This is a genomic window from Neisseria basseii (assembly GCF_962707005.1).
GTDB lineage: Bacteria > Pseudomonadota > Gammaproteobacteria > Burkholderiales > Neisseriaceae > Neisseria > Neisseria bergeri.
In genome coordinates, this window is sequence record NZ_CAUIXH010000031.1 from 1 (window position 1) to 13,471 (window position 13,471).

A 13,471-nucleotide genomic window follows, 5' to 3' on the forward strand; every position below is an offset into this window, starting at 1 on the left:
TGAAACGCTTGGCTGATCGGAGTCGCTACCCGTGCCCGCGTTGTCTTTCGGTGATTCTGAAACGCTTGGCTGATCGGAGTCGCTACCCGTGCCCGCGTTGTCTTTCGGTGATTCTGAAACGCTTGGTTGAGCCGACATAGATGAACCGGAACCTCCACCCGCGCACGCTGTTAGCCCCATAGAGGCAATAGCAGCAATAACAAGTTTATTCATTACTGATTGAGATACTTTCATTTAGACTCCCCAAACTTTATTAAAAAACTTAAGCTTTAAGTCTGGAAATTCTACCCCCCCCCCCGCAAAATTTTTAAAGTATTTTTGCAATATTTAACACAATAACCTTCGGATTTAACTCGTTCTATTCGATGCATGATTTGGCGGCACGAAGATATGGAACGCTTATCGGGCTTATATCCACACGCCTCAAAATGACGAAAACGCTTATTTTTGCCTTAATCGGACAAAGAAAAACCGCAAGCTTTAAGCTTGCGGTTTTGTATTGAATAAACGCACCAAAGATTATTCATCCGTTACTTGGGTTTCAGCAGTCTCCTGCTCCACCTCTTGCCATTGTTGATGACGGCTGCGGTGGTAAGTCAAACCGGTACCGGCAGGAATCAAGCGACCGACGATGACGTTTTCTTTCAAACCACGCAATTCGTCTTGTTTGCCCATGATGGCGGCTTCGGTCAGAACGCGGGTGGTTTCTTGGAACGATGCGGCAGAAATGAAGCTGTCGGTAGACAGGGAGGCTTTGGTAATACCCAGCAATACGTTTTCGTAACGTGCCGGCTCTTTGCCTTCTTCCAAAGCTTTTTCATTGGCTGTCATCACATCGCCGCGTTCAACTTGCTCACCGGTAATGAATTCAGTTTCGCCTGAATCGACAATATTCACACGGCGCAGCATCTGACGAATGATGACTTCGATGTGTTTATCGGAAATCTTCACACCTTGCAGACGGTAAACCTCTTGCACCTCTTGGACAATGTAGCGTGCCAGTGCTTCGATACCTTGCAGACGCAGGATATCGTGCGGATCGACCGCGCCGTCCACAATGGTTTCTCCTCGGTTTACCACTTGACCGTCGTGTACCAAAATCTGTTTCTCTTTGGAAATCAAAGTCTCGTATGCTACACCGTCCACGTCAGTGATAATCAGACGTTGCTTGCCTTTGGTCTCTTTGCCGAAAGAAACGGTACCGGTGATTTCTGCCAACATACCGGCATCTTTCGGCACGCGTGCTTCAAACAATTCGGCAACGCGCGGCAGACCGCCGGTAATGTCGCGGGTTTTGGAAGAGGCTTGCGGGATACGCGCCAATACGTCGCCTTTACCGATTTCCTGACCTTCGCGTACGGTAATCACTGCGCCCACTGGGAACGCCATGGATACCGGAGTAGAAGTACCGGGAATACAGATTTCCAGACCGTTTTCATCCAACAATTTCACAGTCGGACGCAGCAGTTTGGATGCGCTGCTGGAACGGCGTTTACCGTCAATCACCACCAAAGTGGACAAACCGGTTACATCGTCAGTTTGTTTGGCAACGGTTACACCCTCTTCCACGTTTTCGAATTTCACCAAACCTGCGTGTTCGGTAATCATCGGACGGGTATGCGGATCCCAAGTTGCCAAGGTTTGACCGGCTTTAATGGCCATACCGTCTTGTACCAGCAGGATGGCACCGTAAGGTACTTTGTGGCGTTCGCGTTCACGGCCGATGTCATCATGAATCACGACTTCGCAAGAGCGGCCGATGACAACCAATTCGCCTTTGTTGTTGGCAACATAACGCATTTGGCTGCTGAATCGTGCCGTACCGTTGGATTTGGCTTCAACTTGGCTGGCTGCCGCCGCACGGGATGCCGCACCACCAATGTGGAACGTACGCATGGTCAACTGGGTACCCGGTTCACCAATGGATTGTGCAGCAATCACACCAACTGCTTCACCGGCGTTAACCAGCTTACCGCGTGCCAAGTCGCGACCATAACAGTGCGCACACAAGCCATGGCGGGTTTTACAAGTAATCGGGGTGCGGACTTTGACTTCATCGACACCGGATTGATCAATCATATCCACCAGTTTTTCAGTCAACAACGTACCGGCTTCAACCAATGTTTCGCCACTTGACGGATCGACAACGTCAGACGCGGTAACACGACCCAAAATACGATCGCGCAATGCTTCAATCACATCACCGCCTTGTACCACTGCTTTCATCACAAAGCCGTCTGAAGTGCCGCAATCGTCTTCAACAACGACCAAGTCTTGGGTTACGTCTACCAGACGACGGGTCAGGTAACCAGAGTTTGCGGTTTTCAATGCGGTATCCGCCAAACCCTTACGCGCACCGTGGGTCGCAATAAAGTATTGCAATACGGTCAGGCCTTCGCGGAAATTTGAGGTAATCGGCGTTTCAATAATCGAGCCGTCAGGTTTCGCCATCAAACCACGCATACCGGACAGCTGTTTAATCTGAGCCGCAGAACCACGGGCACCGGAGTCCGCCATCATATAAATGGAGTTGAATGACTCTTGATCGACTTCGTTGCCGTCACGGTCGATAACTTTTTGTTTGGACAAGTTATCCATCATCGCTTTAGCGATTTTATCGCCGGCACGACCCCAAATATCCACTACTTTGTTGTAGCGTTCGCCGTTGGTAACCAAACCTTGACGGTATTGGTCTTCGATTTCTTTAACCTCGGCATTGGCTTCAGCCAGCAAGGCCGCTTTTTCTTTCGGAATTTCCATATCGTCAACGGCAATGGAAATACCGCCTTTTGCCGCAAATCCGAAACCGGTGTACATCAGGTGGTCAGCAAAGATAACCGTATCGCGTAAGCCGCACAGACGGAACGATGCGTTAATCAGCTTGGAAATTTCTTTTTTCTTCAGTGCCTTGTTGATGTATTCGAACGGCAAGCCTTTAGGCAGGATTTCGCTCAACAATGCACGACCGACAGTCGTTTCGTAGCGGGTAACGACAGGTTCAAACTCACCTGCTTCGTTTTTCACCCATTCGCGCAGACGTACGGTGATTTTTGTACCCAGCTCAACCTGTTTGGTATGGTATGCACGATGCACTTCTTTCACATCAGCAAACAGACTGCCCTCACCTTTGGCATTGATGCGGTCTCGGGTCATGTAGTACAGACCCAATACGATGTCTTGGGAAGGTACGATAATTGGTTCGCCGTTTGCAGGAGACAATACGTTGTTTGAAGCCAGCATCAGGGTACGCGCTTCCATTTGCGCTTCCAAGCTCAATGGAACGTGTACCGCCATTTGGTCACCGTCAAAGTCGGCGTTAAACGCGGCACATACCAACGGATGCAGCTGAATGGCTTTACCTTCAATCAGAATAGGTTCAAACGCTTGAATACCCAAACGGTGCAGGGTCGGCGCACGGTTCAGCATAATCGGATGTTCACGAATGACTTCTTCCAAGATGTCCCATACTTCAGGTACTTCTTGTTCTACCAATTTTTTCGCTGCTTTAACGGTAGAGGCTAGACCTTGTTTTTCCAATTTGTGGAAAATGAACGGTTTAAACAGTTCCAAAGCCATTTTTTTCGGCAAACCGCATTGGTGCAGGCGCAAGTACGGGCCTACGGTAATCACGGAACGGCCGGAGTAGTCCACACGTTTACCCAGCAGGTTTTGGCGGAAGCGACCGCCTTTACCTTTAATCATGTCAGCCAATGATTTCAGCGGACGTTTGTTGGCGCCGGTCATGGCTTTACCGCGACGGCCGTTATCCAACAGAGAGTCAACCGCTTCTTGCAACATACGTTTTTCGTTACGGACGATGATGTCAGGAGCGTGCAGCTCCAGCAGGCGTTTCAGACGATTGTTACGGTTGATAACGCGACGGTATAAATCGTTCAAATCGGAAGTGGCAAAACGACCGCCGTCCAACGGAACCAGAGGACGCAAATCAGGCGGCAATACTGGCAGCACGTCCATAATCATCCACTCCAGTTTCATACCGGAACGGTGGAAGGCTTCCAACACTTTCAAGCGTTTGGCGATTTTTTTGATTTTGGTATCAGAACCGGTAGATTCCAGCTCTTGACGCAGGATTTCGATTTCACCTGCTACATTCAAGGTACGCAGCAATTCGCGGATACCTTCCGCACCCATTTTGGCATCGAAATCGTCGCCGTATTCGTCCAGCTTGTTGTAGTAATCGTCTTCAGTCAGCAATTGGCGGCGTTGCAGCGGAGTCATACCGGGGTCGGTTACCACAAATGCTTCAAAGTACAATACGCGCTCGATGTCGCGCAAAGTCATGTCCAACACCATGCCCAAACGAGAAGGCAGGGATTTCAAGAACCAAATGTGTGCGACGGGCGCGGCCAATTCAATATGGCCCATGCGTTCGCGGCGTACTTTGGACAGGGTTACTTCCACGCCGCATTTTTCACAGGTTACGCCTTTAAATTTCAAGCGTTTGTATTTTCCGCACAAGCATTCGTAGTCTTTGACCGGGCCAAAGATTTTGGCGCAGAACAAGCCGTCGCGCTCTGGTTTGAACGTACGGTAGTTGATGGTTTCAGGTTTTTTGACTTCGCCATAAGACCATGAGCGGATGGTTTCGGGAGAGGCAATACCGATTTTGATGGCATCAAACTCTTCTTCCATGCCGGCGGTTTGCAACGGATTAAATAAGTTCAACAAATTCATTTCTGCTCCTTAAAGGAAGTATTTTTACCGCGTGGCGGATTTTCGATATGGGTAGCGGCACAGCGTTTTCAGACGGCATTTCGTTTTTAAACATTGTCGGCTGCCCCGCATACCTGCAGAACAGTTCCCCTTATGCCGTCTGAAACCCATATCAGTAGCGTTCCAAATCGATATCCAAGCCCAGTGAGCGAATCTCTTTGACCAATACGTTGAAGGACTCAGGCATACCGGCATCGATTTTGTGTTCGCCTTTGACGATGTTCTCGTACATTTTGGTACGGCCGTTCACGTCGTCAGACTTCACAGTCAGCATCTCTTGCAGCGTGTATGCCGCACCGTATGCTTCTAATGCCCAAACCTCCATCTCACCGAAACGTTGGCCACCGAACTGAGCTTTACCGCCCAGAGGCTGCTGGGTAACCAGACTGTATGGACCGGTAGAACGGGCGTGCATTTTTTCGTCAACCAAGTGGTGCAGTTTCAGATAGTGCATCACACCGACTGTAACCTTGCGGTCAAATGCTTCGCCTGAACGGCCGTCATACAGCGTAATTTGAGTTTTACTGTCGTTGAAGCCCAGTTTCTCAACCTCAGGATCTTCGCTTGGGTAAGCCAAGTTCAACATTTCGCGGATTTCAGACTCTTTCGCACCGTCAAACACCGGCGAAGCGAAAGATGCACCTTTACGCAGGTTGGAAGCCAATTCGATGATTTCTTCATCTGTCAGGCTGTCCAAATCTTCTTTCTTACCGCTACCGTTGTAGAGCTTGTTCAAGAATTCACGCAGCTCGCCGGCTTTGCGTTGCTCTTTCAGCATACGGTCGATACGTTCGCCGATACCTTTTGCTGCCCAACCCAAGTGAACTTCCAAAATCTGACCGATGTTCATACGGGAAGGTACGCCCAACGGGTTCAGTACGATGTCTACCGGACGGCCGTCAGCCATGTAAGGCATATCTTCCACCGGCAGAATGCGTGATACCACACCTTTGTTACCGTGGCGACCCGCCATTTTGTCACCGGCTTGCAGACGGCGTTTGATGGCGATAAATACTTTCACCATTTTTTGTACGCCCGGTTGCAGCTCGTCGCCTTGGGTCAGTTTTTTCTTCTTGATCTCATACAACTCATCCGCTTCTTCGCGTTTTTGTTGCAGGCTCAATTTAATCAGTTCCAACTGTTTGGCCAAGTCTTCGTCAGCCAGACGGATGTCAAACCAATCATGTTTGCTGGACAGGCTTGCCAAATATTCGGTAGTGATTTCGCTGCCTTTAGCCAGCTTCATCGGACCACCATTGGCTTTTTGACCTACAATCATACGTTCGATACGGTCGAATGCGTCATTATCGAAAATACGCAATTGATCGCCCAAATCTTGACGGTAACGTTTCAATTCAGAATCAATAATGGATTGAGCACGTTTATCGCGTTGGATACCTTCACGAGTGAAGACTTGAACGTCGATAACGGTACCGCTCATGCCGGTAGGCATACGCAATGAAGTATCTTTTACGTCGGATGCTTTTTCGCCAAAGATGGCACGCAGCAGTTTTTCTTCAGGAGTCAGTTGGGTTTCGCCTTTAGGTGTTACTTTACCAACCAATACATCGCCGGCTTCAACTTCTGCACCGATATATACGATACCGGATTCATCCAAACGGTTTTGCATACGTTCGGACAAGTTCGGAATATCGCGGGTAATGTCTTCCGCACCCAGCTTGGTGTCACGTGCAACAACGTTCAGCTCTTCAATGTGAATCGAAGTGTAACGATCGTCCGCAGCCACTTTTTCAGAAATCAGAATTGAGTCTTCATAGTTATAACCGTTCCATGGCATGAAGGCGATGGTCATATTTTGACCCAAAGCCAATTCGCCCAAATCAGTGGATGCACCGTCAGCAATCAAATCGCCGCGTTGCAAAACGTCGCCTGCTTTGACGGCAGGACGCTGATTGATATTGGTAGATTGGTTGGAACGGGTGAATTTAACCAAGTTGTAAATATCGACACCCACTTCACCGGCAGTCGCTTCATCGTCATGAACACGAATCACAACACGGTTAGCATCTACATACTCAACCACACCACCGCGGCGGGCAACGATTGCAGTTGCAGAGTCAACAGCAACAGAACGTTCGATACCGGTACCGACCATTGGTTTTTCAGGACGCAGGCAAGGTACAGCCTGACGTTGCATGTTGGCACCCATCAATGCACGGTTCGCGTCATCATGTTCCAAGAATGGAATCAGAGATGCTGCAACGGATACCACTTGACCGGTTGCCACGTCCATATATTGAACGCGGTCAGGCGTTGCCATAATGGTTTCGCCTTTTTCACGACAAGTGACCAAGTCGCCAATCAAATTACCGTCTTTGTCCAAATCAGCATTTGCCTGTGCAATCACATAACGGCCTTCTTCGATAGCAGACAAGTAGTCAATTTCTTCAGTTACTTTGCCATCGACAACACGGCGGTAAGGGGTTTCCAAGAAACCATAATCATTGGTACGCGCATAAACGGACAATGAGTTAATCAAACCGATATTCGGACCTTCAGGTGTTTCAATCGGACATACACGGCCATAGTGGGTCGGATGTACGTCTCGGACCTCAAAGCCTGCACGTTCGCGAGTCAAACCGCCCGGGCCCAATGCAGATACACGGCGTTTATGGGTAACTTCAGACAATGGGTTGGTCTGATCCATAAATTGGCTCAATTGGCTGGAGCCGAAGAATTCTTTGATGGCGGCAGAAACAGGTTTCGCATTGATCAAGTCATGCGGCATCAAGTTCTCAGATTCTGCTTGGTTCAAACGCTCTTTAACGGCACGTTCCACACGGGCCAAACCGCTGCGGAATTGGTTTTCAGTCAGCTCGCCTACCGAACGTACTCGGCGGTTACCCAAGTGATCGATATCGTCCACTTCGCCATGACCGTTACGCAACTCGACCAAAGTCGCAATCGAGGCGACAATATCTTCGACGCTCAGGACATAACCGCCTTTGTCGGCAGCACCGGCAAACGTTTCGTTTAACAGGCGGCCGTACCAAGAGTTTTGTTGGGCTTCGGACAGTTTTTGTTCGTATGTGCGCGTATTAAATTTCATACGGCCTACGCGGGACAAATCATAGCTGTCTTCACTGAAGAACAAGCGGTTAAACAATTGCTCGACTGCCTCTTCGGTGGGCGGTTCGCCCGGACGCATCATACGGTAAATCGCAACACGCGCCGCCTGCCGGCCGGCAGTCTCATCCGTACGCAAGGTATTGGAGATATAAGCACCCTGATCCAGCTCATTGATATAAAGGGTCGTAATTTCTTTTACGCCGTTGATATCAAATTTGGCCAACAACTCTTCTGTAATTTCATCATTGGCAGAAGCCAATACCTCGCCGGTTTCCGAATCAATCAAATCGGCAGCCAATGCTTTGCCCAGCAGGCTTTCCGGTTCTACATCCAAACGGGTCAGGCCTGCATTGGTAATATCACGGATATTTTTCGCAGTAATGCGCTTACCTTTGGCAACCAATACATTGCCTTCTTTATCCAAGATATCGACCTTGGCAGTTTCGCCTTTCAGACGGCCTGCGACCAAATCGGTTTGAACACCGTTTGAAGACAAATAAAACGTTTCTTTGTCGTAGAAAATATCCAAGATTTGCTCATTGTTGTAGCCCAAAGCCTTCAACAAAATCGTTACCGGCATTTTACGGCGGCGGTCGATACGGAAATACAGCAAATCTTTCGGATCAAATTCAAAATCCAACCATGAACCACGGTAGGGAATGATGCGGGCGGAGAATAACAATTTGCCGGAAGAGTGCGTCTTACCTTTGTCATGCTCGAAGAATACGCCGGGCGAACGGTGCAACTGGGAAACAATCACACGCTCTGTGCCGTTAATCACAAAAGAACCGCTCGGGGTCATCAACGGAATTTCGCCCATATACACTTCGTTTTCACGAACTTCTTTTACCGTCGGTTTAGATGCTTCCTTATCCAAAATCACCAAACGGATACGCGCGCGCAATGGGGCTGCATAAGTGATTCCGCGCAATTGACATTCAGGAATATCGAACAAAGGCTCGCCCAATGTGTAATGAACAAACTCCAATCGCGCATAACCGTTATGGCTCACAATCGGGAAAATAGAATTAAATGCCGCTTGCAGACCGTCATCGGTACGTTTGTCAAAAGCATTTTCCAGCTGCAAAAACTTCGCATAAGAATCAATTTGGGTTGCCAGCAGGAAAGGAACATCTAAAACATTTTCCCGCTTTGCAAAACTCTTACGGATACGTTTTTTCTCGGTAAACGAATAGCTCATATACACTCCGAAAAGCAATTTTAAATAATAGACCGTCTGAAACAACGGTATGCATCAATTTAATATTTACATTTATTTGCAATGATTTTATAAAGACTATGCAAATAAATGTAAACAATGCTTGATGCTTATTTTAAGAAGCAAAATAAGGCTGGCAGAAAACTGCCAGCCTTCATAGGAAGCATCAAATTATTTGATTTCGACTTTAGCGCCTGCTTCTTCCAGTTGTTTTTGGATGTCTTCGGCTTCGGCTTTAGAAACACCCTCTTTAATGGTTTTAGGTGCGCCGTCAACGATGTCTTTAGCTTCTTTCAGACCCAAACCAGTAATTGCACGGACAACTTTAATCACGCCAACTTTTTGATCGCCGGCAGAAGCCAAAACGACATCAAATTCGGTTTTTTCTTCAGCAGCGGCCGCACCGGCACCAGCAGGACCTGCAACTGCAACAGCAGCAGCAGAAACGCCGAATTTTTCTTCAAAAGCTTTAACCAAGTCATTCAACTCCATTACGGTCAAAGAACCAACTGCTTCCAAAATGTCTTCTTTAGTAATAGCCATGCTATTTTACTCCAAATATTGTATTAAAAAATAATTGATTAACAGAAACAAAATCGATTAAGCGACTTCTTCGCCGGCTTTTTTCTCTGCCAAAGCAGCCAAACCACGCGCAAAGCCCGATACAGGGGCTTGCATAACGAACAACAGTTTGGACAACAGCTCTTCGCGGCTCGGAATAGAAGCCAACTCAGCAACCTGAGCAGCATTCATTACTTCGCCATTGTAAGAACCGGCTTTAACGACAATTTTGTCATCTTTTTTCGCGAATTGGTGCAACACTTTAGCAGCAGCAACAGCATCTTCAGAAGCAGCGTAAACCAACGGACCAACCATTTGATCGGCCAATTCTGCGAATGAAGTACCTTGCACTGCACGACGAGCCAAAGTATTTTTCAGAACGCGCAAATAAACGCCTTCTTTACGTGCATTCGCACGAAGCTCAGTCATACTGGAAACACTGATACCGCGATATTCAGCAACTACGAGGGTTTGAGCGTTAGCAATTGCCGCGCTAATTTCCTCGACCGCCACTTTCTTGGTTTCAATATTGAGACTCAAGGTCTACCTCCCACTGTTTATAAACAGGACACCAAAACGATATCCCACCAGCGCGGTAACCTAAAAAGACATCTTACAAGCAATCTTGCAATGTGTTTCAGGACTACCGTCTGCGTAGGGCAGTTACGATTAAATCTTACGATCCCTACGGTCTTGGACATCTACTTAATTTTAAGTAGCCCAAATTCAGGCAATCCAGAAAACCGGATCACCTGAAAATTTCTTAGTTGTTCACGCTTGCAGTATCAATGCGAACACCCAAACCCATAGTGCTGGATACAGCAACTTTTTTCAGGTACTGACCTTTAGCAGCAGCAGGTTTGGCTTTAACGATAGCATCCAGCAACGCATTGAAGTTTTCTTTCAAGTCAGCTTCAGCGAAAGAAGCACGACCGATAGTTGCATGAACGATACCAGCTTTATCTGTACGGTATTGTACTTGACCTGCTTTTGCATTTTTAACTGCTTCAGCAACGTTAGGAGTAACAGTACCTACTTTGGGGTTTGGCATCAGACCACGAGGACCCAAGATGGTACCCAACTGACCAACAATACGCATTGCATCAGGAGAAGCAATAACAACGTCAAAGTTCAGATTACCAGCTTTAATTTCAGCAGCCAGATCTTCAAAACCGACAATATCTGCACCAGCTTCTTTAGCAGCATCTGCATTTGCACCTTGAGTAAACACAGCTACGCGAGTTGTTTTACCGGTACCTTTAGGCAGAACGACTGAACCACGAATGACTTGGTCAGATTTACGAGGATCAACACCCAGGTTGAAAGATACGTCAACAGACTCGTCAAATTTAGCAGTAGCAGCTTTTTTAACCAGAGCAATTGCTTCGTCGATTGCGTACAGTTTGTTAGCTTCAACAGAAGAGCGCAGAGCTTTCAAGCGTTTAGATACTTTAGCCATTATACAACACCCTCCACATCCAAGCCCATTGAGCGAGCAGAGCCAGCGATAGTACGAACAGCGGCATCCAGATCAGCAGCAGTCAAATCAGGCTCTTTAGTTTTAGCAATTTCTTCCAACTGAGCTCGGGTCAATTTACCCACTTTGTTAGTCAGAGGATTAGAACTACCTTTTTGCAGACCAGCAGCTTTTTTCAACAAGATAGAAGCTGGTGGAGTTTTCATCACAAAAGTGAATGATTTATCTGCAAATGCAGTAATAACAACTGGAATTGGCAAACCAGGTTCCATACCTTGGGTTGCAGCATTAAATGCTTTACAGAATTCCATGATGTTCAAACCACGTTGACCCAAAGCAGGACCAACTGGAGGAGATGGATTGGCTTTACCTGCAGGAATTTGCAGTTTAATGTAGCCGATAATTTTCTTTGCCACTTTTATAGGACTCCTAGAAACGGGTATAACGCGGAACCATTTCCGCTCCCCAAATTAATTTTTAATTTTATCGTTTTAATACTTATTTTTCAAGTATAAAATTAGTTAATCTTCTCAACTTGCCCAAACTCCAGCTCGACAGGTGTTTCACGACCAAATATCTGAACAGATACACGCAACTTGTTCCGTTCATAATTAACTTCATCAACAACACCATTAAAATCGGCAAACGGCCCCTCATTCACACGTATCTGCTGACCAACTTCAAATTCGATTTTTGGTTTGGGTTTCTCAGCACCAGTTTGAACCTGTTGCAAAATAATTTCAGCTTCTCTTTGGCTAATAGGCATGGGTTTATTAGCCGTTCCTCCGATAAATCCGGAAACACGAGGCGTACTCTTTACAAGATACCAAGAATCATCCGTCATTTCCATTTCCACCAACACATACCCCGGATATGACTTTCTTTCACCAATAGTCTTACGACCATTGCGAATATCAACAACTTTCTCTACAGGCACCAGAATTTGTCCGAAATAATCTCCCATCTCCTCACGGGTAATTCTCTCTTCCAATGTTCGTTGGACATTCTTCTCAAATCCTGAATACGCTTGTACAACATACCATTTTTTTGCCATTTCAACCTTCCCTTCTCAGCAACACATCAAAAAATAACCATGAGATTGCCGTATCTGCCACATAGATAAATATAGAAAGCACAGCTACAAACACTATAACAAACATAGTCATTTTGACGGCATCTTCTCGCTTGGGCCAAACTACTTTTTTAAACTCTAACCAAGAGTTTGAGAAATATGCGAAGAGCCCTTCCCTACCAATATTGGATGAAGGCTCCTTATTCCCCTCGACCAACTGACCTACCTTGGCAGTCTTTTTCTCAGACGTATGTTCTGTCATATTATTTACCCACTACAGTATCTGACTTTTCTTGATCCATACAAATGGCAAGAGAATTTACCGAATTATAAATACAAAAAAATTAACCAGCACAAGGCCGGTTAATTTTTTTATTTGGCAGGCCAAGAGGGTCTCGAACCCCCAACCCTCGGTTTTGGAGACCGATACTCTACCAATTGAGCTATTGGCCTCTAAACTTAAGCGATAACAGAAGAAACCACGCCGGCACCCACGGTACGGCCGCCTTCGCGAATCGCAAAGCGCAGACCTTCTTCCATAGCGATAGGCGCAATCAGTTCTACAGTAATGGTTACGTTCTCACCCGGCATTACCATTTCCACACCTTCTTCCAAAGTAACCGCACCGGTTACGTCGGTAGTACGGAAGTAGAATTGTGGACGGTAGTTAGCGAAGAACGGAGTGTGACGGCCGCCCTCTTCTTTGCTCAGTACGTATACTTCTGCTTTGAATTTGGTGTGCGGAGTGATGGTGCCGGGTTTGGCCAATACCTGACCGCGTTCCACGTCTTCACGTTTGGTACCGCGCAGCAATACGCCTACGTTGTCGCCCGCCTGACCTTCGTCCAGCAGTTTGCGGAACATTTCAACGCCGGTACAGGTGGTTTTTTGGGTTTCTTTCAGACCGACGATTTCGATCTCGTCGCCAACGTGGATGACACCGCGCTCTACACGGCCGGTTACTACGGTACCGCGTCCGGAGATAGAGAACACGTCTTCGATAGGCAGCAGGAACGGTTTGTCCACGGCACGCTCGGGAGTCGGGATGTAGCTGTCCAATGCGGCAGCCAGTTCGAAGATTTTTTCTTCATAAGCGGCATCGCCTTCCAAGGCTTTCAGTGCGGAACCTTGTACGATCGGGCAGTCGTCGCCGGGGAAGTCGTAGCTGGACAGCAGGTCGCGGATTTCCATCTCAACCAGTTCCAACAGCTCGGCATCGTCAACCATGTCGCATTTGTTCATGAACACGATGATGTAAGGTACGCCTACTTGGCGGGCCAACAGGATGTGTTCGCGAGTTTGCGGCATAGGGCCGTCG

At 47.4% G+C, this 13,471-nt stretch carries 9 protein-coding genes, 1 tRNA gene and 1 pseudogene; all 11 read right to left on the bottom strand.

Going from position 1 to position 13,471, the window contains the following annotated elements; genetic code table 11:
* Positions 1-234 (bottom strand): annotated as a pseudogene (locus Q9I99_RS10695) (hypothetical protein); the annotation flags it as partial.
* A gap of 285 nt (positions 235-519) precedes the next feature.
* Complete coding sequence (gene rpoC / locus Q9I99_RS10700) at positions 520-4,695, bottom strand: DNA-directed RNA polymerase subunit beta' (RefSeq protein WP_301668270.1); 4,176 nt, start codon at positions 4,693-4,695, stop codon at positions 520-522.
* Between the two features lie 151 nt (positions 4,696-4,846).
* The gene (rpoB, locus tag Q9I99_RS10705; protein ID WP_301668271.1) at positions 4,847-9,025 is read right to left on the bottom strand and encodes a DNA-directed RNA polymerase subunit beta; all 4,179 of its coding nucleotides are present in this window, start codon (positions 9,023-9,025) and stop codon (positions 4,847-4,849) included.
* Positions 9,026-9,214: 189 nt separating this feature from the next.
* Entirely contained in the window at positions 9,215-9,586 is a 372-nt protein-coding gene (gene rplL / locus Q9I99_RS10710; protein ID WP_002238604.1) for a 50S ribosomal protein L7/L12, read from the bottom strand.
* Between the two features lie 57 nt (positions 9,587-9,643).
* Positions 9,644-10,144 (bottom strand): 50S ribosomal protein L10, encoded by a 501-nt coding sequence (gene rplJ / locus Q9I99_RS10715; protein WP_301668272.1) that lies wholly within the window; start codon positions 10,142-10,144, stop codon positions 9,644-9,646.
* A 223-nt stretch (positions 10,145-10,367) separates the two neighbouring features.
* The gene (gene rplA / locus Q9I99_RS10720) at positions 10,368-11,063 is read right to left on the bottom strand and encodes a 50S ribosomal protein L1 (protein ID WP_250314511.1); all 696 of its coding nucleotides are present in this window, start codon (positions 11,061-11,063) and stop codon (positions 10,368-10,370) included.
* Positions 11,063-11,497 carry a 50S ribosomal protein L11 gene (gene rplK / locus Q9I99_RS10725; RefSeq protein ID WP_002220151.1) on the bottom strand — a complete coding sequence of 145 codons (435 nt, stop codon included), beginning with the start codon at positions 11,495-11,497 and terminating at the stop codon, positions 11,063-11,065. Before rplK ends, rplA begins: the two co-directional genes overlap by 1 nt.
* A 101-nt stretch (positions 11,498-11,598) precedes the next feature.
* Positions 11,599-12,135: a transcription termination/antitermination protein NusG gene (gene nusG, locus Q9I99_RS10730; protein WP_301668273.1), complete on the bottom strand. Its 537-nt coding sequence runs from the start codon at positions 12,133-12,135 to the stop codon at positions 11,599-11,601.
* Between the two features lies 1 nt (position 12,136).
* Positions 12,137-12,415: a preprotein translocase subunit SecE gene (gene secE / locus Q9I99_RS10735; RefSeq protein ID WP_250314512.1), complete on the bottom strand. Its 279-nt coding sequence runs from the start codon at positions 12,413-12,415 to the stop codon at positions 12,137-12,139.
* A 115-nt stretch (positions 12,416-12,530) separates the two neighbouring features.
* A tRNA-Trp gene (locus tag Q9I99_RS10740) sits at positions 12,531-12,606 on the bottom strand.
* Between the two features lie 6 nt (positions 12,607-12,612).
* Positions 12,613-13,471: elongation factor Tu (gene tuf, locus Q9I99_RS10745; RefSeq protein ID WP_304666225.1), on the bottom strand; the 859-nt coding region annotated here is incomplete at its 5' end.